The organism is Cellulomonas soli (genome assembly GCF_013409305.1).
In the GTDB taxonomy this organism is placed as follows: Bacteria; Actinomycetota; Actinomycetes; order Actinomycetales; family Cellulomonadaceae; genus Cellulomonas; species Cellulomonas soli.
This window is the reverse complement of record NZ_JACBZJ010000001.1, coordinates 920,597-940,527: the sequence shown is the minus strand read 5'-3', so window position 1 is coordinate 940,527 and position 19,931 is coordinate 920,597. Positions and strand designations below refer to the sequence as shown.

Genomic DNA, 19,931 nt, shown 5'->3' with positions numbered 1-19,931 from the left:
GTGAGTAGGCTCGCGACGTGCGCGTCCGCCCGGCGCGTCGGGAGGAGTGTGCGCGATGTCCCTCGGTACGTCGACCGGTCCGTCGACCGAGACTGACGGTCCGCCGCGTGTGGCGGTGCTGGGCGGCGGCGTCATGGGCGAGACGCTCGTGACCGCCCTGCTCACCGCAGGCTGGTCCGCCGACGACGTCGAGGTGACCGAACGCTCCGCCGCCCGGGCCCACGAGCTGGCCTCCCGCCACGGGGTCCGTGCGAGCCGCGGGAACGCGAAGGCTGCCGCGCACGCCGACGTCCTGCTGCTGGCGGTCAAGCCCGATGTCGTGGGTTCCGTGCTCGAGGAGATCGCACCGGGGCTGCGCGAGGGCACGCTCGTGGTCAGCGTCGCGGCCGGCGTGCCGATCCGGTTCTACGAGCAGCACCTGCCGCCGGGCACCCCCGTGGTGCGGGTCATGCCGAACACCCCCGCGCTGATCGGCAAGGGCGCCAGCGCGATCGCCCCGGGCACGTCGGCTGGCGAGGAGCACCTGGCGCTCACCGAGCGGGTGCTGGCGGCGACCGGCCTGGTCGTGCGGGTCGCGGAGAAGGACCTGGACGCGGTCACCGCGATCTCCGGCTCGGGCCCCGCGTACGCGTACTACCTGATCGACGCGATGGCCGAGGCGGGCGTGCTGCTCGGGCTCACGCGTGAGCTGGCCACCCGCCTGGCGGTGGCGACCGTGGAGGGCTCGGCCGCCCTCGCGGCGAGTACCGGCGAGCACCCCGTGGTGCTGCGCGAACGCGTGTCCTCGCCCGGTGGGACGACGGTCGCCGCGGTGAGCAGGCTGGACGCGCACGGCGTGCGCGCCGGGGTGGTGGCGGCGGCCGAGGCGGCGCGCGACCGGTCCGTCGAGCTCGGCGCCCGGTACGGGAGCTGAGCGCCGTGAACGAGCACCCCGACGACGACGGGCCGGCCGATCTCGCCGCAGCGTCCGCGCGGCCCGGCAGCACGCCACGTCCGCCGTCGATGAGCGACGTCGCGATGCACGCGGGCGTCTCGCACCAGACGGTCTCCCGCGTGCTCAACGACCACCCGAGCGTGGCGCCGTCGACCCGGGAGCGGGTGGTCGAGGCGATCGCCGCGCTCGGCTACCGGCCGAACCGTGCGGCGCGGTCCCTGGTGACCCGCAGGACGGACACGCTCGGCGTGGTCACGCCGACGGGCGCCCTGTACGGGCCGACGAGCACGCTCATCGGTTTCGAGGAGGCCGCCCGGGACGCGGGGTTCGTCGTGTCGGTGGCCACGGTGCGGCGCTTCGACGGGCCGACGATGCGTGCGGCGCTCGAGCACTTCCTGCTGCAGGGCGTCGACGCGTTCGCGATCATCGCCCCGACGGTCGCCGCGGTCGAGGTGCTCGCGTCGGTCGAGCTGCCCGTGCCGGTCGTGCTGCTGTCGTCGGCGTCGGCGGTGCCGGACGTCCCGCACCTGCACGCGGTGGCGGTCGACCAGCAGCACGGTGCACGTCTGGCGACCCGGCACCTGATCGCGCAGGGGCACCGGACGGTGCTGCACGTCGCCGGGCCGCAGGACTGGTTCGACGCGCGTGACCGGGTGGCCGGCTGGCGCGGGGAGTGCGTGGCCGCGGGGCTCGTGGCCCCGGACCCGGTCGTGGTCGGCTGGGACGCCTCGGACGGGTACGAGCTCGGTCGCCGCCTGGTCCGCGACGGTCTGCCGCCTGCGGTGTTCTGCGCGAATGACCAGCTCGCGCTGGGCCTGCTGCACGCGTTCTGGGAGGCCGGTGTGCGGGTGCCGGACGACGTGGCGGTGGTGGGCTTCGACGACGAGGTCGGCTCGGCGCACTACACGCCGCCGCTGACCACGGTCCGGCAGGACTTCGCGGGACTGGGCAGGTTGGCGATCGGGTCGCTCACCGCGGCGCTCGCGGGCGAGGTGCCCGGACGCCGGCTGCTGCCGGCCGAGCTCGTGGTGCGCCGCAGCTCGGTGCGCGCCTGACGGTCGATCGCGGCCTCGGATCGGGCCCGCTGCGCCCGAGGTGCGGGGGTCGTGGTCGACCGGGATCCTGGGCTGGTCGGGCGGACGCCGAGGCGTCCGCCCAGGTCGGGAACATCGTCCTCCGTCCCGCTTGACGACGGGGATGTGAACGCTAACATTGACTTCGGCCACCGGCGTCCGCCTGTGGTGCCTGCCCGGCGGACCGGGCGGACGGTGACGACGCAGGCGAGGCAGGTCGATGGTGATGGCTGAGGACACCCAGCAGGCACGGATCGACGAGGTGCGGCAGGCCGTCCTCGACGGTCGCACGTCCCTCGGCATCGAGCTCGGGTCCACGCGGATCAAGGCGTGCCTCATCGGGCCCGACCACGCGCCGATCGCCAGCGGCAGCCACGAGTGGGAGAACCAGCTCGTCGACGGCGTGTGGACCTACTCCCTCGACGCCGTGTGGGCGGGCCTGCAGGCCTCGGTGGCCGACCTCTTCGCGGACGTCGAGAAGCAGTACGGCGTGCGCCCCAGCACGTTCGGCGCCCTCGGTGTCTCGGCGATGATGCACGGCTACCTGGCCTTCGACGAGGCCGACGAGCTGCTGGTGCCGTTCCGCACCTGGCGCAACACCTCCACGGGTCGCGCGGCCGCCGAGCTGAGCGACCTGTTCGGCCACAACATCCCGCTGCGCTGGTCGATCGCCCACCTGTACCAGGCGGTGCTCGACCACGAGCCGCACGTGCCGCAGGTGCGGTTCGTCACCACGCTGGCCGGCTACGTGCACTGGCGGCTCACCGGCCGCAAGGTGCTCGGCGTGGGCGACGCCTCGGGCATGTTCCCCATCGACTCGGCCACGCACGACTACGACCAGGGCATGCTCGCCCAGTTCGACCAGCTGGCCGCGACGCGTCGCCCGGGCCTGGTCCTCACCGAGCTCCTGCCGCAGGTGCTCAGCGCCGGCCAGGAGGCCGGGACCCTCACGGCCGAGGGTGCCGCGCTGCTCGACCCGAGCGGCACGCTGCGTCCGGGCCTCCCGCTGTGCCCGCCCGAGGGCGACGCCGGCACCGGCATGGTCGCGACGAACTCGGTCGCCCCCCGCACCGGCAACGTCAGCGCGGGCACCTCGATCTTCGCGATGGTTGTCCTCGAGCGCCCGCTGACCCGCGTGCACCACGAGCTCGACCTGGTCACGACCCCCGCGGGCGACCTGGTCGCGATGGTGCACTGCAACAACGGCGCCAGCGAGCTCAACGCCTGGGCCGGCCTGTTCGGCGAGTTCGCCGCCGGGCTGGGCAGCACGGCGAGCACCGACGAGGTGTTCGGCACGCTGTTCCGCGCCGCGCTCGAGGGCGAGGCCGACGGCGGCGGGCTGCTCGCCTACAACTACCTGTCCGGCGAGCCGATCACCGGCCTCGACGAGGGTCGCCCGCTCTTCGTGCGCACCCCCGACTCGCGTCTGACGCTCGCCTCGTTCATGCGCACGCAGATCTACAGCGCGTTCGGCACTCTCGCCCTGGGCATGCGCGTCCTGACGGCCGAGGGCGTCGAGCTCGACGCGATGTTCGCCCACGGCGGCATGTTCCGCACCGCCGGTGTCGCGCAGCGCCTGCTGGCCGCCGCGATCGGCGCACCCGTCGCCGTCGGCGGCACCGCGAGCGAGGGCGGTGCCTGGGGCATCGCCGTGCTGGCGGCCTACCTCGACGTGGCGGCCGAGCTGCCGCTCGACGAGTTCCTCACCGCCCAGGTGTTCGCCGACGCGGGCACCGACGTCGTCGCCCCCGACGCCGCCGACGTGGCGGGCTTCACCGCGTACCTCGAGCGGTACAGCGCGGGCCTGGCGGTCGAGCGCGCCGCCACGACCGCGCTCTGAACGCCCCGTGACCCCCGACTGCACCACACCGATCCTGGAGGACCTGCGATGACCGAGACCTTGTCCCTGGCGGCCTACCCGCCCGAGGTGCGCGACGCCGTCGCCCGCACCCGTGAGGTCGTGGCCACGCTGCACGCCGAGCTGCCCCGCTGGGAGCTCATCGTCTGGACGGCCGGCAACGTGTCGCAGCGTGTCCAGGTCTCCCCGGACGGGCCCTCGGAGGCCGACCTGCTGGTCATCAAGCCGTCCGGCGTGACGTACGACCAGCTGACCCCCGAGGCCATGGTCGTGTGCGACCTCGACGGCAACCTCGTCGAGGGCACCCGCTCGCCGTCCTCGGACACCGCCGCGCACGCCTACGTCTACAAGCACCTGCCGCACGTCGGCGGCGTCGTGCACACCCACTCGACGTACGCGACCGCCTGGGCCGCACGCGGCGAGGAGGTGCCCTGCGTCCTGACGATGATGGCCGACGAGTTCGGCGGCCCCATCCCGATCGGCCCGTTCGCCCTCATCGGTGACGACTCGATCGGCCGCGGCATCGTCGACACCTTGTCCGGCTCGCGCAGCCGCGCGGTGCTCATGCAGAACCACGGGCCGTTCACCATCGGCCGGGACGCCAAGGACGCCGTGAAGGCGGCCGTCATGGTCGAGGAGGTCGCCCGCACGGTGCACATCTCCCGCCAGCTCGGCGACCTGATCCCGATCGCGCAGTCCGACATCGACGCGCTCTACGCGCGCTACCAGAACGTCTACGGCCAGGGCGACAGCGCCCCGGTCCAGACCGACGACACCGCAGCAGCACTCGACGAGGAGACCCACGCATGAGCAAGCCCTACGCCGACCGCGAGGTCTGGTTCTTCACCGGCAGCCAGGACCTGTACGGCGAGGACACGCTGCGCCAGGTCGCCGAGCAGTCGCAGGAGGTCGCCCGCGGCCTCGACTCGTCGCCCGACGTCCCGGTCCGCATCGTCTGGAAGCCCGTCCTGAAGGACGCCGCCTCGATCCGCCGCGCCATGCTCGACGCGAACAGCGACGACAAGGTCCTCGGCGTCATCACCTGGATGCACACCTTCAGCCCGTCGAAGATGTGGATCACCGGCCTGGACCTGCTGTCCAAGCCGCTGCTGCACCTGCACACGCAGGCGAACGTCGAGCTGCCCTGGGACAGCATCGACTTCGACTTCATGAACCTGAACCAGGCCGCGCACGGCGACCGCGAGCACGGCTACATCCAGTCGCGCCTGGGCATCGCCCGCACCACGGTCGTCGGCCACGTCTCCAACCCGGCCGTGCAGGCCCGCGTCGGCACGTGGGTCCGCGGTGCCGCGGGCTGGGCCGCCACGCACGAGCTCAAGCTCGCGCGCTTCGGCGACAACATGCGCAACGTCGCCGTCACCGAGGGCGACAAGACCGAGGCCGAGATCCGCTTCGGCGTCTCCGTCAACACGTGGGGTGTCAACGACCTCGTCGCCGCCGTGGACGCGGTCGAGGAGTCCGCGGTCGACGCGCTCGTCGCCGAGTACGAGGACCTCTACGACGTCGTCGCCGAGCTGCGCAAGGGCGGTGACCGTCACGAGTCGCTGCGCTACGCCGCCCGCCAGGAGGCCGCGCTCGAGTCGTTCCTCACCGACCTGGGCGCCAAGGCGTTCACGACGAACTTCGAGGACCTGGGCGCGCTGCGTCAGCTGCCCGGCCTGGCCGTGCAGCGCCTCATGGGCAAGGGTTACGGCTTCGGCGCCGAGGGTGACTGGAAGACCGCCGTCCTGGTCCGTGCCGCCAAGGTCATGGGCGAGGGCCTGCCCGGTGGCGCCTCCCTCATGGAGGATTACACCTACGACCTCACGCCCGGCGCGGAGCGCATCCTCGGGGCGCACATGCTTGAGGTCTGCCCGTCGCTGACCACCTCCACGCCGAAGATCGAGGTCCACCCCCTGGGCATCGGCGGCAAGGAGGACCCGGTCCGCATGGTGTTCAACACCGACCCGGGCGTCGGCGTGGTCGTCTCCCTGGCCGACATGCGCGACCGCTTCCGCCTCACCGCGAACGTCGTCGACCTGGTCGAGCACCCCGAGCTGCCGCACCTGCCGGTCGCCCGCGCGGTGTGGGAGCCCCGTCCGGACCTGGCCACGTCGGCCGAGGCCTGGCTGACCGCCGGCGGCGCGCACCACACGGTGCTCTCGACCGCCGCGGGTGTCGAGGCGTTCGAGGTGTTTGCGACGATCGCGCGCACCGAGCTGCTGGTCATCGACGAGTCGACCACCCGTCGCTCGTTCGCCGACCAGGTGCGCTGGAACAACGTGTACTACCGGATCGCCCAGGGCTTCTGAGCCTGACTGATCCCGCTCGGCCTGCTTGACCGGCTCGACCCTGACGCAGCCCGTCCCCGCCACCGTGCGGGGGCGGGCTGCGTCGTCGTCTGGGTGCTGCGCATCAGCCGCAGCCGGGCGCTGCGGGGTCGTCGGCGCAGTCTCCGGACACGAGATTGGCGTGTCGTTCGACGACGTCGAAGGTGCGGCTGGTGGCCGTAGTGGTGGCGGTGCCGATGACGTCCTGCCAGTCGGTGCGACCCACCACGCGGTAGCGGCCCGACCAGGTCGTGGTGAGGGTGATCGCATGGGTGCCGGGCTGGGCGTAGGCGTGGGTGAGGTACCCGTCCAGGTCATCGCCGCTGCCGGAGCGGTAGGCCGAGCCGGCGTCGGTGGTGCGCAGCGGGGCCGTGCCGTCGGCGAAGTCCCAGATGTAGGAGATCGGGGTGACCTCGACCTCGAAGGCGAACCCCAGGAGCGTCGGCGCGAACGTCTGGGTGGCCGCGTCGGTGTGGACCACGTTGGCCATGTTCACCAGCAGAGGCCCGGCAGCGGGTTCGAGGTCGACGCTGCCGGAGACGATGAGCAGGTCACGCAGGTCCTGCGCGGTGAACGCCGGGACGGCCAGCTCCGGGCAGGTCCAGTCAGTGACGATCTCCCAGGCTGCCGGGTCGGTTGAGCCGGTGGGGCGGCGGTTGAGCGGCGCAAGTGGGGTGGCGCCGTCGGCGCACTCGATAGGGATGCCCATGCAGCTGGGCACGATCTCGCCTGCGGGGACGATCCAGATGTCCATGCCGCACCGGGCGATCCGCTCGTAGACCCACGGCGAGGCCGCGGGATCTGCGGCCGCGCGGACGGCCTCCCCCTCGTAGTAGCCCGCTCCGACCTGCGCCGTCGAGTCGGCGGCGCGTCCGTACCACGAGTTGTCGCCGCCGCCGTCCGCGGGCGTGCTCACCGTGCCCAGCGCGGTGACCGCCACAACGGCGGCGAGCCGGGCACCGGCTCCAGTCACTTCGTGACGCTCTCGATCGGCTCGACCGCCCTCACGAGCCATCGGTCGTTCTCGCGGACGAGACCCATCTTCACTTCACCAGGACGGGCAACGCCGTCAACGGAGCTGCTCGTGGTTGTCTGGAAGGTCAGTGCGTAGTACACGGCCGGATCGAGCTCCTCGCCCTCACCGGTGAGGATCGCCACGGTCACGCGCTCATCGGTCGGCTCTCGCGTGCGGGCGAACTCCGCGGTGTCGGCGCAGAAGATGCAGTCGGGGTGGCTGAGCCGGTCCCACTCAGTCGTGTCGCCGGTCTCGATGACGTAGGGGTAGAGCTCCAGGAAGTACCGCCCCACAGCCAATGCCGCATCGAGGCTCACCTGGTCCATGTCCTCGGTCCACTGCGGGGCCTCCGCAACGGCGGTGGTTGGCGTGGCGCTCGCCGACGGCGTGGTGCCCGCCTGACTGGTGGTGGTGGCAGTCGGCGCCGGAGCTGGGGTCCCACCGGTGCATCCCGCAAGCAGGCTCATGGCCGCCGTCACGGTCGCGAAGGCGGCGAGCAGGGGTGACCGGGTGGGTGCAGTCATGCGGGCGAACCTACCCAAACCGACCGGCAGCCCGGGCGGGTTGGGTCGATCTGTGGACGCCGGTCCCCGGGTGACCGCTGATTGGCGCCGACCCCGTCTCCCACGACCGGGTGTCGGGTCGCCGACGCTCCTACGCTGGGTGGATGGGTGTCGAACCGGCTGTGTCCAGCACGTCCGATGCGAACGAGGTCGCGGAGGTGGTGCGCCCCCGGGGTCGGCGGCCGGTCGGGCAGGACACGCGCGGGGTGATCCTCGAGGCGGCGCGGGCGGAGTTCGCCGAGCGGGGGTTCGCGGCGGCGAGCGTGCGGGCGGTGGCGCGGCGGGCGGGGGTGGATCCGGCGCTGGTCCGGCACTACTTCGCGGACAAGGGCGAGCTGTACGCGGCGGGTCTGATCCCGCAGGGCACGGACCCCGGACGGCTCGTCGACGCCCTGGTGGACGCCGGGCTCGACGGTCTGGGCGAGCGGGTGCTGCGGACGGTCCTGGGGCTGTGGGAGGTCGACGGTGGCGAGCGCTTCCGGGTCGTCGTCGGCGGCATGGTCGGGGAGGCCGGTGCGCCGGGTCCCGGTGCGCAGGTGCTGGCCGACTTCCTGGGGCGTCGGGTGTTCGGTCGGGTCGCGGTCCGGCTGGGCGACCCGCACGGGTCGTTGCGGATGTCGCTGGTGGCCTCGCACGTGGTGGGGGTGCTGGTCGCCCGGCACGTCCTGCGGGTCGCGCCGCTCGCGGGGCTGTCCGTCGACGAGGTCGTGGCGCTCGTGGGGCCGACCCTGCAGGGCTACCTGACGGGCGACCTGGCGTTCCCCTTGCGCGCGGGCACCGGAGAGGAGCACTATTCCCCACATGAGGAATAACCAGGTCGCCGCGGCGATCGAGATCAGCGGGCTGCGCGTCGTGCGCGGGGGGACCACGGTCATCCCCGGGCTCGACCTCGCCGTCCCGTCCGGGCAGGTGGTCGGCCTGCTCGGCCCCAGCGGGTCCGGCAAGACCACGCTCATGCGCGCGATCGTCGGCGTGCAGGTCGTGGCCGGCGGAACCGTGACGGTGCTCGGCGAGGCGGCCGGGTCGCCGGCCCTGCGGCACCGCGTCGGCTACGTGACGCAGGCGCCCAGCGTCTACGTCGACCTCACCGTCGCGGAGAACCTGCGGTACGCCTCGGCGATCCTCGGGGTCGACGGCGACGCGACCGCCCAGGCGCTCGACGACGTCGACCTGAGCAGGCACATCCACCGCACCGTCGGCACCCTGTCCGGAGGCGAGCGCTCCCGGGTCTCCCTGGCCATGGCCCTGCTCGCCCGGCCCGACCTGCTCGTGCTCGACGAGCCGACCGTCGGGCTCGACCCCGTGCTCCGACGCGACCTGTGGGACCTGTTCGGCCGCCTGGCCGAGGCGGGCACCAGCCTGCTCGTCTCCAGCCACGTCATGGACGAGGCGGCCCGCTGCGACCGGCTCGTCCTCATGCGCGACGGCGCCGTCCTCGCCGACGGCTCGCTCGCCGAGCTGTGCACCCGCACGGGGGCCAAGGACGCCGAGGGCGCGTTCCTCGCGCTCGTCGACCAGGCTGCCGCCGACGAGTCCGCCGACGAGTCCGGCGGCCAGCCCGCCGACCAGTCCGGTGCCGGCGCCTCGGACGGTGCCGCATGAGCGCGCGCCTGACCCTCGCCACCGCCGCGCGCGTGTTGCAGCAGCTGCGGCACGACCACCGCACGCTCGCGCTCGTCCTCGGCCTGCCCGTGCTGCTGCTCGGCCTGGTCGCCTGGATGTTCCACGGCACGCCCGTGCTCGACCAGTTCGGCCCGATGCTCGTCGGGCTGTTCCCGCTCATCGTGATGTTCCTGGTCACGAGCGTCGCCACGCTGCGCGAACGGCAGTCCGGCACGCTCGAACGGCTCATGACGATGCCGATCGGCCGCGCGGACGTCGTCGTCGGCTACGTGCTGGCGTTCGCGGTGCTGGCCTCCGTGCAGGCGCTCGTGGTCGTCGGGTTCGCCGTGTGGGGCTTCGGCATGGACGTGGCCGGACCCATCGGGCTCGTGGTGCTCGTCGCCGTGCTCGACGCGGTGCTCGGCTGCGCGCTCGGCCTGGGCGGGTCGGCGCTGGCCCGCACCGAGTTCCAGGCCGTGCAGCTCATGCCGGCGCTGATCTTCCCGCAGCTCATCACGTGCGGTCTGCTCATGCCGCGCGACGAGATGCCGCAGCTGCTCGAGTGGCTCTCCCGGGTGTTCCCGCTCACCTACGCGATCGAGGCGATGCAGGACCTGGCAGCCGGCAGCGGCTGGACCGACGTGCGCGGCGCTGTCGGGGTCATCGTGCTCTTCGTCGTCGGCGCGCTCGTGGTGGCCGCGACGACCCTGCGCCGGCGCACACCCTGACCGTCGACGGACGAGGGGGCGGGCTTGCGGCCTGCCCCCTCGGACCGTGACCATCGGCGCATGCCCGCGGACGTCCTGGTCGTCGACGACGACCCCGGCCTGCGCGAGCTGCTCGACTCGGGCCTCGCGTTCGCCGGGTACGACGTGCGGACCGCAGCCTCCGCGACCGAGGCGTTCGACCGGCTTCGGGAGCGGCGTCCGGACGTCGTCGTGCTCGACGTCGTCCTGCCCGGCACCGACGGCCTCGACGTGCTGCGCCTGCTGCGCTCGACGGGCGACGCCACCCCGGTGCTGCTGCTCACGGCGCGGGACGCCGTGCCCGACCGGGTCGCCGGGCTCACCGCGGGTGCGGACGACTACCTCACCAAGCCGTTCGACCTGACCGAGCTGGTCGCCCGGCTCGAGGCGCTCCTGCGGCGGGTCGCGGCGCACGGCGTCGTCCCAGGCCAGGGAGCCGACGAGGAGCGGCTGACGTTCGCCGACCTCGAGCTGGACCTCGCCCGGATGCGCTGCCGCCGCGGCGACCGTGAGCTCGACCTGTCACCGACCGAGCTGCGGCTGCTCACCGTCCTCCTGCAGGCCGGTGACCGGGTCGTCACCAAGGCCCAGCTGCTCGACCGGGTGTGGGACTACGACTTCGGTGGCGACGCAGGAGTCGTCGAGAAGGTCGTCTCGCGGCTGCGGCGCAAGGTCGACGGTGTCGACGACGAGCCGCTCATCCACACGGTGCGCGGCTTCGGGTACGCGCTGCGCGGCACGGGAGCACCGTGAGCGAGGCTGCCGGCTCCTCGCCGCGCCGGGCGCGCCGGTCCATCCGCGCCCGCCTCGTCGTCGGGCTCGTGGCCGTGCTCCTCGCCGCCCTCGTCGGCGCGGGCGTGGTCAGCGTCGTCGCGCTCCGCCGGATCCTCGTCGAGCACGCCGACGAGCGGGTCACCGCCGCGCTCGACGTCGTCCTCGCCCGCGCCGACCCCCCGGGCGGCACCCTCGCAGAGACCGCCCTGCGGACCCTCGTGCCCGACGACACGATCGTCGCCGCCGCGCAGGGGGACGTCGTCGTCATGGCTGTCGCGGGTGGGCGGACCACGGCGCCGCAGGACCTCACGGGGGTCGTCGACGTGGAGGCGGGCGCGGCGCCCGTCGGAGTGCGCTGGGACGGTAAACCGGTGCGGGTCGGCGCCGTCGCGACCCCGGGCCTGACCATCCGGCTCGACCCCGCCGGTGGGGGCGGGGACATCCAGGTCGACCGGGTGCTCGTGGCGGTGGACGTCGCGCAGGACCGCGAGGTCGTGGCCCGCCTCATGGTCGTCGAGGCTTTCGCGGGTCTGGCGCTCCTCGGGCTCGCGACCGCGCTGGCCGCAGGTGTGGTGCATCGCGGGCTGGGCCCCGTGCGGACGCTCGCCGCAGCGGCGCGTGCTGTCGGGGAGGGTGTCCCGGGCGCCGTGCTGCCGCTCGACCAGCCCGATGCTGAGACCCACGAACTGGCCGTGGCACTCCAGGAGGCCCTGCGTCGACGGACCGACGCCGAGGACCGGGTCCGCGCCTTCGTGCAGGACGCGTCGCACGAGCTGCGCACCCCGTTGACGATCGTGCACGGCTGGGCGGACCTGTACCTGCAGGGCGGGCTGGACGGCGACCGGCTCGACCGCGCCATGGTGCGCGTCGAGGCCGAGACGACCCGCATGCGCCACCTCGTCGACCAGATGGCGCTGCTCGCCCGGCTCGACGAGGACGTGCCGCTGCGCCGCGACCGGTTGGACCTCGCCGACGTCGTACGGGAGGTCGCCGACGACCTCAGGGTCGTCGCCCCGGAGCGGGACGTGCGCATCGACACCGAGCCCGCCCCCCTGCTCGGCGACCGCGAACGGCTCCTGCAGGTCGTGCACAACCTCGTCGGCAACGCCGTGCGCCATACCCCGGCCGGCACCACGGTGCGCGTCGAGGTGCGCCGCGTCGACGGCGTCGTCCGCCTCGACGTGGTGGACGACGGCCCGGGGATCCCCCCGGAGGTGCGTGAGCGGGTGTTCGACCGGTTCGCCCGCGGCGACGGTGCGTCGAGCGGGTCGGGCCTCGGGCTGGCCGTGGTGCGCGCCGTCGTCGGCGGCCATCACGGGACGGTCGGGCTGCTGGAGGCCGGCACCGGCACGCACGTGCGGGTCACGCTGCCCTCGACCTGAGCAGCGGCACCGTCCTCGACCGGGCGTCCGACGCCTCCGGACCTTCCGCGAAGACCCGCTGTCAGCCGATCGTCAGGCGGCTGACCGCTGCACGGGAGCGGTGCGACGGTTCCGGCCCAGGTGCGCGCGGTGGACTGCCGTCGCGGGTCGCACCGAGCGGCCTCGACGACGTCGCGGAGGTCCGATGCATGCCACGAGCCCTGCCCGCACGACCGGGGTCGCCGGCCGGCGCCCGCCACCCGCCTATGGCCGCCCGTCCCGCCGCCGTGCGGTCCGCGTGCTCGGCCTCGGCCTCGGCCTCGGTCTCCTTGTCCTGCTGGTCGCGGCCGAGCTCGTCGCCCGGGCGGTCCTCGCCGACCGTGTCGCTGCCGCGCTGGAGGACTCGCCGTTCCTGAGCGGCAGTGCGGCCGACACCGCCGACCTCGACGTCGGGCTCGGCCCGTGGCCGGTGCTCCCGGCACTCCTGCTCGGGCGCCTGCACTCGGTCACGGTCGGCGCGGACGACCTCACCTGGCAGGGTGCCGTCGTCGACGTCGACATCCACCTCACCGACCTGCACGTGCGCGGCGCACGGTCCGCCGACCGCACCGTGGTCCAGGTGACGATCCCCTCGTCGAGCCTCGGGGCCGTGGTCTCCAGGGCAGGTGCGGCGGACGCGTCGGGGCCGTTGGCCCAGGCCACGTGGTCGGCCCGCGACGGGGTGCTCGTCGCGCAGGCACAGCTCGAGCGCCGGTCCACCACTGTGCCGGTCGAGGTGTCGGTCGCCGTCTCCGCAGCCGACGGCGCCTTGGCGCTGCGGCCCCTCTCCGTGTCGGTGGCCGGGCTCGTGCTCGACGTGCGGACCCTCGCCGGGCTCGGCGGCTCGATGGCCGGTCTGGCCGACACCCGGACGGTGGCTCCCGACCTGCCCGGCGACCTCGTGCTCACGTCCGCCGAGGTCGTGGGCGACTCGCTCGTGGTGGAGGCCGAGCAGGCCGCGCCCGCCGCCGACTGAACTCCCGCCGACTGAGCTCCCGCCGGCTGAACCCTGCCCGTCCCCTCGTCCCCGCATCACCCGCCCGACCCTGGAGGTCCTCCGTGCCCGTGAAAGCCCTCGCCCGGTTCAGTGCCCGGCATCCCCTCGCCGTCGTGGTGGCCTGGGTGCTGCTCGCCGCCGGCCTGACCCTCGCCGTCCGGTGGGCCGGTCCCGGGCTCGACCAGGTGATCTCCGTACCCGGTTCGGACTCCGCGGCAGCCGCCGACGTCCTGCAGGCGTTCGACGCCGACGAGGACGAGGCGACCGTCACGTCCACCGTGATCGTCGCCACCGACGGCCCGGTCGTGGACCAGCAGGACGAGGTCGCGACGTTCGCCACCCGGCTGCGGGCCGTCGACGGCGTGCTCGAGGTGACCGACCCGCTCACCGCGGACCCCGTCGTCACCACGCCCGACGGGCGCGCCGTCGTCCTCGAAGTGCGCACCGACGCCGCCGTGAGCGTCGACGGGGTCGCCCTGCGGGCCGCCGTGGACGACGCCCGTGCCGCCGGTCTGCAGGTCGGGGCCTCGGCGCCGCTCGTGCGCGAGGTCGAGCCCCCGGGCCTGACCCGCACGAGCGAGCTGATCGGGGTCGTCGTCGCGATCGTCGTGCTGCTGCTCACCCTGCGCTCGTTCACCGCCGCCGCGATCCCGCTGGTCAACGCGCTGGTCTCGGTCGCCGCCGGCCTCGCGGTGCTGCACCTGGTCGGCCAGGTGGTCGCGATCCCGGAGATCGCCCCGACGCTGGCGACGATGATCGGGCTGGGCGTCGGCATCGACTACGCGCTGTTCCAGGTGGCGCGCCACCGCACGGTGCTGAGCGACGCGCCGAACGGCCCGCGGTCCGGCCCCTCGGCCGGTGTCCCGGCGGATCCGAGCGCTGCCCCGACGGCCTGGTCGTTCGCCGAGACGACCGCAGGGACCACCGGCAGGGCGGTCGCGTTCGCGGGCATCACGGTCGCGCTCGCGGTCTGCGCGCTCGCGATCACGGGGGTCGACTTCGTCGCCTGGCTCGGGCTGGGGACCGCGGTCGTGGTCCTCGTGGTGCTGCTCGCCTCGTTGATGCTCACCCCGGCGCTGCTGGCCCTGGCGGGGCGCCGCGTGCTGCCGCGCGGCGGTGCGGACGACGGCGACGCGCACACCGGCGCGGGCTGGGCCCGCTTCGCGCGCCGTGTCACGGCCCGTCCGGTGCGCTGGGGTGTGGCCTCGGTCCTGGTCCTCGGCGTGCTCGCGGCGCCCGCGCTGAGCCTGCGGCTGGGCGAGGGCTCCGACGGGGACCGTCCCGTGGGCACCGAGCGCAGGACGACCTACGACCTCATGGTCGCGCACCGAGGGCCCGGCGCGTCGTCACCGCTGACGCTCGTGGTGGCCCTCGACCCGGCGGCCACCACGCCGGAGGACCCCCGGCTGCTCGCGGTCGCCGCCGAGGCGGCGCAGGTCGACGGTGTGCAGCAGGTCGGTGCGCTCCGCCTCGATCCGTCGGGGGCGGCCGCGCGTGCCACGGTCGTCACCACGCAGGAGGCCGGCTCCGAGCAACGTCCGCTCGTCCTGGCCGACCTGCGTGCGATCGACCCACCGACCGGGAGCGAGGTCCACGTCGGAGGCATCAGCGCGATCGTGGCCGACCTCTCCGACCGCATCGCCGCACGCCTGCCGTGGCTCATCCTCGGCACGGTGCTGCTGGCCGCACTGCTGCTCGTCGTGGCCTTCCGGTCGCTGCTCGTGCCCCTCAAGGCGGCGCTGATGGACCTGGTCTCGGTCGCGGCCGCCTACGGGGTCGTCGTCGCGGTGTTCCAGTGGGGCTGGGGCGCGCACCTGCTCGGGTTGGACGGACCGGTGACGATCGAGAGCCACGTGCCGATGATGCTGTTCGCCGTGCTGTTCGGGCTGTCGATGGACTACGAGGTCTTCCTGCTGTCGGCCGTGCACGAGGCCCGCACGGCGGGCGCCGACGCGCGGGAGGCGGTCGTGCGAGGCGTCGGCGCGACGGCTCGGGTCATCACCGCGGCCGCCGTCGTGATGTTCGCGGTCTTCGCCTCGTTCGTGCTGGTCGACGACCCGACGATCAAGATGTTCGGCGTCGGCCTCGCGGTCGCGGTGCTCGTGGACGCCACGCTCGTGCGGGTGGTCCTCGGTCCGGCGGTGATGGCCTGCATGGGGGAGCGGGCCTGGTGGTTCCCGGCCCGGCTCGGGCGACTGGTGCCGCACGTCGACCTCTGAGAACGGCTCGGCTGCCGGTCCTCGCCCTGCGGGCCAGGACCGGCAGCGGCACGTCACGGCCGCGCGGCGAACCGTTCGAGCAGGTCCGCGTGCCCCGACACGACGATGATGTCGGTGCCCGAGACGCGGGTCTCCGGCGTCGCGTACTGGAACTCCGCGCCCGGGCTCTTCACACCGATGACCGTCACCCCGTACCGCGAGCGCACCTTTGACTGCGCGAGGGTGAACCCCTGCGTCTCCTTCGGCGGGCGCATCTTGACGATGGTGAAGCCGTCCTCGACCTCGATGTAGTCGAGCAGTTTGCCCGAGACGAGGTGCGCGACCCGGCTGCCCGCGTCGGACTCGGGCAGGATCACGTGGTGCGCGCCGATGCGCTGCAGGATCCGGGAGTGCTCGGGGCTGGTGGCCTTGGCCCAGATCTGCGGGATCCCGATGTCGACGAGGTTGCCGGTGATGAGCACCGACGCCTCGAGGTACGAGCCGACGCCGACGACCGCGACGGAGAAGTCCCGCGCGCCGAGCTGCTCGAGCGCGTCGGGGTTCGTGCAGTCCGCCTCGACGAGCGGCACGCGACCGGCCCACTGCGCGACGATCTCGGGGCTCTTCTCGACGGCGAGCACGTCCTGCCCGAGCCGTTCGAGGGTGCTCGCGATCGCGGAGCCGAACCGGCCGAGCCCGATGACGAGCACGCCGGCGTCCTTCTTCGACGACGTCGAGGGCCCAGGGCGCAGTCGCGCGTCCAGGGCCTCGGACGGGTTCTCAGCCAATGATCGGCCTCTCTTCGGGGAGCCGGATGACACGACGACGGTTGCGCAGCGCGAGCGCCGCGGCAAGGGTCATCGTGCCGGTCCGGCCGATGAACATGAGCACGGCGAGCACGTACTTGGCGCCGTCGGGCAGGTCGGGCGTGATGCCCGTGGTCAGGCCGCAGGTGGCGAACGCAGAGATGACCTCGAAGAGCACCTGGTCGAGCGTGAGGCCCGTCATGGACAGCAGCAGCAGGGCTGCGACGAGGACGATCGTGGCCGAGACGAGCGAGACGGCGATGGCCACCTGCAGGGTGTCGCGCGAGATCCGCCGCCCGTAGGCCTCGACGTCACGGTCGCCGCGCGCCTCGGCGACGATCGCCAGCAGCATGACGGCCAGGGTGGTGACCTTGATGCCGCCGGCGGTGGACGCCGAGCCGCCGCCGACGAACATGAGCGCGTCGTTGAGCAGCCAGGTCCCCTGGTGCATCTGCGCGACGTCGACCGTGGAGAAGCCGCCCGAGCGGGGCATGACCCCGGCGAACAGCGAGGCGAGGACGGTCGCCGGTGCGTCGAGCGGCTTGAACGTCCCCGGGTTCGTCCACTCGAACGCGGCCACGAGCACCGAGCCACCCACGGCGAGCAGCGCGCTGGTGACCAGCGTCAGCCTGGTGTGCAGGTTCCACCGGCGCGGCGCGCGCAGGTGCGAGGCGATGTTGAGGATCACCGGGAAGCCGAGCGACCCGATGAACACGCCGAGGATGATCGGCAGCAGCACCCACCAGTCCGACACGAACGGTGCCAGGCCCTCGGGCGTGGGCACGAACCCGGCGTTGTTGAACGAGGAGACCGCGTAGAAGAGGGCGTGCCAGGCGGCCTGCCCCCAGCTCTCGTCGTACATGTGGAACCGGGGGAGCAGCACGAGCGCGATCGCGACCTCGAGGGCCGTGGACGTGACGATGACGGTCCGCACGAGCGAGCCGACCTCGCCGAGCCGGGTGACCTTGGTCTCCGAGGCGACGAGCAGCCGCCCGGTCAGGCCGATGCGCCGCGAGACGGCCATGCCCAGCAGGGAGGCGAGCGTCATCACGCCCAGGCCGCCGACCTTGATCGCCACGAGGATGACGACCAGGCCCCAGGTGGACCAGTACTCGCCGGTGGGGACGGTCACCAGCCCGGTCACGGTCGTGGCGGAGGTCGCGGTGAAGAACGCGTCGACGAACGGCGCCCGCCCGCCGGCGACCGTCGCCCACGGTGCGGACAACAGCACCGTGACGGTCGCGATGACCGCGGCGAAGACGCCCAGGGCCAGCCGGGCGGGGGACTGCCGTGCGGACCTGTCGACGTACTCGCGTCCACGCCGGAGCACACCGGCACCACCGAGTGCCATGCCACCTCCGTGCCCGTGAGTGCCCGTGCGTCTGTCGCGTCGCTCGTGCGTGCGCGTCGGTCTGCTGCCTGTCGAGGTGCGCGTCGGGGACCAGGTCCGCAGCGCGCGGGGAACACTGTGGCACGGACCGGGCCGTCGGATCGACACGACGGGCGCCGCGGTGCGACGGTGTGACCATGCGGGAGGCCACCGGAGCGGGGCGAGACCCTGCGGTCGGGGGTCGCCGACCCGGGGGCGATGCGCTCGCGGACCTGCCCGCCCGCCTGCCGGTCCGCGTCGTCTGGTCGCCCGAGCTGCTCGGGTACGACTTCGGGCACGGGCACCCGATGACCTCCGAACGCCTCGAGCTGACGATCCGTCTGGCCGAGGACCTCGGTCTGCTCGACCACCCCGACCTCGACCTCGTCGGCGCCGGCCCGGCCTCCGACGAGCTGCTGGCGACCGTGCACGAGCCCGCCTACGTCGCCGCGGTGCACGCCGCCGCGGAGCACGGCACCCGGGACCCTGTCCGGGGCCTGGGTACGGACGACGACCCGGTGTTCGCCGACATGCACGAGGCGGCGGCCCGGGTGGTGCAGGGCACGGTCGAGGCTGCGCTCGCGGTGTGGCAGGGCCGTGCGGCGCACGCCGTGAACGTGACCGGCGGCCTGCACCATGCGATGCCGGGCGCGGCGTCGGGCTTCTGCGTCTACAACGACGCGGGCGTGGCGATCCGTCGGCTGCTGGCCGAGGGCGTGCAGCGCGTGGCGTACGTGGACGTCGACGCCCATCACGGCGACGGCGTCCAGACGGTGTTCTGGGACGACCCGCGCGTGCTGACCGTGTCGATCCACGAGACCGGGCACATGCTCTTCCCCGGGACGGGGCACGCGCGCGAGACGGGCGGTGAGGGCGCGCCCGGTGGTGCCGTGAACGTGGCCCTGCCCTCGGGCACGGCCGACGCGGGCTGGTTGCGGGCGTTCGACGCGGTCGTGCCAGCGGCCCTGCGGGCCTTCGAGCCCGAGGTGCTCGTCACGCAGCACGGGTGCGACGCGCACCCGGAGGACCCGTTGGCGAACCTGCGGGTGTCGGTGGACGCCCAGCGTCTGGCCGCGCAGTGGCTGCACGAGCTCGCTCACGAGCTGGCCGGTGGCCGGTGGGTCGCGCTGGGGGGTGGCGGCTACGCGGTGCTCGACGTGGTCCCGCGCGTGTGGGCGCACCTGATCGGGATCGCGACGCACCGACCTGTCGACCCGGCGCTCCCCGTGCCGGAGCGGTGGCGGTCGATGGTCCGCGACCGGTACGGCCGCCCGGGTGCCGCGTCGATGTCCGACGGGCCTGCCCCCCGCTTCACGCCGTGGTCGTCGGGCTACGACCCGTCGGACGACGTCGACCGGGCGATCCGTGCGACGCGGACGGCGGTGTTCCCCTGGTTGGGTCTGGATCCCGAGCACGACTGACGGCGGCTGTGCCCCGGTTGAGAGGGTCCTGTGACGCCGATCGGGTGATCCCTGCTGTCCCGGCTGTTCACCGCTTTCACACGTGTCCCACGCGCCACTAGGGTGGTGCGGCACGAGAACGTCCACCGCGAGAGCGTCGCGCGACCCCGGAAGAAGAGCTGAGTCGATGAGCGAGCAGCCTGGTCGGGTGCGGTTCCTCACCGTGCTCGAGGTCGCGGACATCATGCGGGTCTCGAAGATGACCGTGTACCGGCTGCTGCACTCTGGTGAGCTGCCGGGTGTCCGGGTGGGCCGCTCGTTCCGGGTCCCGCAGGACGCGTTGGACCACTACCTGCGCACGGCGACCACGGTCGAGCACGAGCAGGGCGAGGATCGCGGTCGGCTCTCGTCCTGACCTGCACGTCGGCCGTGATATCGGGCGCGTCGCGCTCGGGGCGCCGGATCGCGTAAGGTAGAGCCTCGGACTTTCCCGTGCGTGGGCGACTCGACCGCACCGCGCGTCGATCGACCATCAGCACGGCCCGATCGGGCCGCCACCGGAAGTGAGGCAGGACCCATGGGCTCCGTCATCAAGAAGCGCCGCAAGCGGATGGCCAAGAAGAAGCACCGCAAGCTGCTGCGCAAGACGCGCCACCAGCGTCGCAACAAGAAGTGAGCTGAGCAGCTCCTCCTCAGGCCCGGGCATCGCGTCCCGGGCCTGATGCGTTCCCGGACGGCCCTCACCGGGCAGTACAACGATGTACTCTCGAGGGAGTCGTTCCGCAGGAGCAGTGTCGCTGCAGGCCGGTGCGGTTCCTCGCCGTCCCGGACGCGTTCTGCCACCCTGTCGAAGGGTCGCGCGGGCG

General features: G+C 73.4%; 19 protein-coding genes. 15 read left to right on the top strand and 4 right to left on the bottom strand.

What is annotated here, in order from left to right; genetic code table 11:
• Positions 1–55: 55 nt before the first annotated feature.
• The 5 genes from proC (at position 56) to araA (ending at position 6,177) form a co-directional block, all read left to right on the top strand.
• Positions 56–913 (top strand): pyrroline-5-carboxylate reductase, encoded by an 858-nt coding sequence (gene proC / locus BKA22_RS04265; protein ID WP_146954016.1) that lies wholly within the window; start codon positions 56–58, stop codon positions 911–913.
• A gap of 89 nt (positions 914–1,002) precedes the next feature.
• Positions 1,003–1,989, top strand: a complete 987-nt coding sequence (locus tag BKA22_RS04260) for a LacI family DNA-binding transcriptional regulator (RefSeq protein WP_146954128.1) — start codon at positions 1,003–1,005, stop codon at positions 1,987–1,989.
• A 244-nt stretch (positions 1,990–2,233) separates the two neighbouring features.
• Entirely contained in the window at positions 2,234–3,847 is a 1,614-nt protein-coding gene (locus BKA22_RS04255; protein ID WP_223203679.1) for a xylulokinase, read from the top strand.
• A gap of 48 nt (positions 3,848–3,895) precedes the next feature.
• The gene (locus BKA22_RS04250; protein WP_146954014.1) at positions 3,896–4,675 is read left to right on the top strand and encodes an L-ribulose-5-phosphate 4-epimerase; all 780 of its coding nucleotides are present in this window, start codon (positions 3,896–3,898) and stop codon (positions 4,673–4,675) included.
• Entirely contained in the window at positions 4,672–6,177 is a 1,506-nt protein-coding gene (gene araA, locus BKA22_RS04245; protein WP_146954013.1) for an L-arabinose isomerase, read from the top strand. The genes BKA22_RS04250 and araA overlap by 4 nt, the downstream gene beginning before the upstream one ends.
• Positions 6,178–6,280: 103 nt before the next feature.
• Here the strand turns inward: araA and BKA22_RS20260 are convergent, their stop codons facing one another.
• Both BKA22_RS20260 and BKA22_RS04235 read right to left on the bottom strand, forming a co-directional pair.
• Complete coding sequence (locus BKA22_RS20260; RefSeq protein ID WP_179561634.1) at positions 6,281–7,168, bottom strand: PKD domain-containing protein; 888 nt, start codon at positions 7,166–7,168, stop codon at positions 6,281–6,283.
• On the bottom strand, positions 7,165–7,734 hold the full coding sequence (locus tag BKA22_RS04235; RefSeq protein WP_146954011.1) for a DUF6318 family protein: 570 nt from the start codon (positions 7,732–7,734) through the stop codon (positions 7,165–7,167). The genes BKA22_RS20260 and BKA22_RS04235 overlap by 4 nt, the downstream gene beginning before the upstream one ends.
• A gap of 143 nt (positions 7,735–7,877) precedes the next feature.
• On the opposite strand from BKA22_RS04235, the gene BKA22_RS04230 reads away from it, so the two are divergent.
• The 7 genes from BKA22_RS04230 (at position 7,878) to BKA22_RS04200 (ending at position 15,511) form a co-directional block, all read left to right on the top strand.
• A complete protein-coding gene (locus BKA22_RS04230) occupies positions 7,878–8,585 on the top strand; it encodes a TetR/AcrR family transcriptional regulator (protein WP_146954010.1) in 708 nt (235 codons plus the stop codon).
• Positions 8,575–9,375 (top strand): ABC transporter ATP-binding protein, encoded by an 801-nt coding sequence (locus BKA22_RS04225; protein WP_146954009.1) that lies wholly within the window; start codon positions 8,575–8,577, stop codon positions 9,373–9,375. Before BKA22_RS04230 ends, BKA22_RS04225 begins: the two co-directional genes overlap by 11 nt.
• Positions 9,372–10,103, top strand: a complete 732-nt coding sequence (locus BKA22_RS04220) for an ABC transporter permease (RefSeq protein ID WP_146954008.1) — start codon at positions 9,372–9,374, stop codon at positions 10,101–10,103. The genes BKA22_RS04225 and BKA22_RS04220 overlap by 4 nt, the downstream gene beginning before the upstream one ends.
• A gap of 60 nt (positions 10,104–10,163) precedes the next feature.
• Positions 10,164–10,874 (top strand): response regulator transcription factor, encoded by a 711-nt coding sequence (locus BKA22_RS04215; RefSeq protein WP_146954007.1) that lies wholly within the window; start codon positions 10,164–10,166, stop codon positions 10,872–10,874.
• Positions 10,871–12,277: a sensor histidine kinase gene (locus tag BKA22_RS19585; protein ID WP_146954006.1), complete on the top strand. Its 1,407-nt coding sequence runs from the start codon at positions 10,871–10,873 to the stop codon at positions 12,275–12,277. Before BKA22_RS04215 ends, BKA22_RS19585 begins: the two co-directional genes overlap by 4 nt.
• 184 nt (positions 12,278–12,461) lie before the next feature.
• Positions 12,462–13,271 (top strand): LmeA family phospholipid-binding protein, encoded by an 810-nt coding sequence (locus tag BKA22_RS04205; RefSeq protein WP_146954005.1) that lies wholly within the window; start codon positions 12,462–12,464, stop codon positions 13,269–13,271.
• 83 nt (positions 13,272–13,354) lie between these two features.
• A complete protein-coding gene (locus tag BKA22_RS04200; RefSeq protein WP_146954004.1) occupies positions 13,355–15,511 on the top strand; it encodes an MMPL family transporter in 2,157 nt (718 codons plus the stop codon).
• A 53-nt stretch (positions 15,512–15,564) separates the two neighbouring features.
• Here the strand turns inward: BKA22_RS04200 and BKA22_RS04195 are convergent, their stop codons facing one another.
• Both BKA22_RS04195 and BKA22_RS04190 read right to left on the bottom strand, forming a co-directional pair.
• Positions 15,565–16,254, bottom strand: a complete 690-nt coding sequence (locus BKA22_RS04195) for a potassium channel family protein (protein ID WP_371863671.1) — start codon at positions 16,252–16,254, stop codon at positions 15,565–15,567.
• A gap of 16 nt (positions 16,255–16,270) precedes the next feature.
• A complete protein-coding gene (locus tag BKA22_RS04190) occupies positions 16,271–17,647 on the bottom strand; it encodes a TrkH family potassium uptake protein (protein ID WP_146954003.1) in 1,377 nt (458 codons plus the stop codon).
• Between the two features lie 176 nt (positions 17,648–17,823).
• Here BKA22_RS04190 and BKA22_RS04185 point away from each other — a divergent pair, with 176 nt between their 5' ends.
• The 3 genes from BKA22_RS04185 (at position 17,824) to BKA22_RS04175 (ending at position 19,741) form a co-directional block, all read left to right on the top strand.
• Positions 17,824–19,086, top strand: coding sequence for an acetoin utilization protein AcuC (locus tag BKA22_RS04185; protein ID WP_146954002.1), 1,263 nt, complete (start codon positions 17,824–17,826; stop codon positions 19,084–19,086).
• 166 nt (positions 19,087–19,252) lie between these two features.
• Positions 19,253–19,480, top strand: coding sequence for a helix-turn-helix domain-containing protein (locus BKA22_RS04180; protein ID WP_146954001.1), 228 nt, complete (start codon positions 19,253–19,255; stop codon positions 19,478–19,480).
• Between the two features lie 162 nt (positions 19,481–19,642).
• Positions 19,643–19,741 (top strand): 30S ribosomal protein bS22, encoded by a 99-nt coding sequence (locus BKA22_RS04175; protein WP_003792170.1) that lies wholly within the window; start codon positions 19,643–19,645, stop codon positions 19,739–19,741.
• The last annotated feature ends 190 nt before the right edge of the window (positions 19,742–19,931 follow it).

Coding starts and splice junctions, on each gene's coding strand:
- BKA22_RS04255 (WP_223203679.1), top strand. CDS start 2,234: ATGGCTGAGGACACCCAGCAGGCACGGATCGACGAGGTGCGGCAGGCC.
- BKA22_RS04190 (WP_146954003.1), bottom strand. CDS start 17,647: ATGGCACTCGGTGGTGCCGGTGTGCTCCGGCGTGGACGCGAGTACGTC.
- BKA22_RS04250 (WP_146954014.1), top strand. CDS start 3,896: ATGACCGAGACCTTGTCCCTGGCGGCCTACCCGCCCGAGGTGCGCGAC.
- BKA22_RS04230 (WP_146954010.1), top strand. CDS start 7,878: ATGGGTGTCGAACCGGCTGTGTCCAGCACGTCCGATGCGAACGAGGTC.
- BKA22_RS04205 (WP_146954005.1), top strand. CDS start 12,462: ATGCATGCCACGAGCCCTGCCCGCACGACCGGGGTCGCCGGCCGGCGC.
- BKA22_RS04260 (WP_146954128.1), top strand. CDS start 1,003: ATGAGCGACGTCGCGATGCACGCGGGCGTCTCGCACCAGACGGTCTCC.
- BKA22_RS04215 (WP_146954007.1), top strand. CDS start 10,164: ATGCCCGCGGACGTCCTGGTCGTCGACGACGACCCCGGCCTGCGCGAG.
- BKA22_RS04235 (WP_146954011.1), bottom strand. CDS start 7,734: ATGACTGCACCCACCCGGTCACCCCTGCTCGCCGCCTTCGCGACCGTG.
- BKA22_RS04175 (WP_003792170.1), top strand. CDS start 19,643: ATGGGCTCCGTCATCAAGAAGCGCCGCAAGCGGATGGCCAAGAAGAAG.
- BKA22_RS04225 (WP_146954009.1), top strand. CDS start 8,575: ATGAGGAATAACCAGGTCGCCGCGGCGATCGAGATCAGCGGGCTGCGC.
- BKA22_RS04180 (WP_146954001.1), top strand. CDS start 19,253: ATGAGCGAGCAGCCTGGTCGGGTGCGGTTCCTCACCGTGCTCGAGGTC.
- BKA22_RS04185 (WP_146954002.1), top strand. CDS start 17,824: ATGCGGGAGGCCACCGGAGCGGGGCGAGACCCTGCGGTCGGGGGTCGC.
- proC (WP_146954016.1), top strand. CDS start 56: ATGTCCCTCGGTACGTCGACCGGTCCGTCGACCGAGACTGACGGTCCG.
- BKA22_RS04220 (WP_146954008.1), top strand. CDS start 9,372: ATGAGCGCGCGCCTGACCCTCGCCACCGCCGCGCGCGTGTTGCAGCAG.
- araA (WP_146954013.1), top strand. CDS start 4,672: ATGAGCAAGCCCTACGCCGACCGCGAGGTCTGGTTCTTCACCGGCAGC.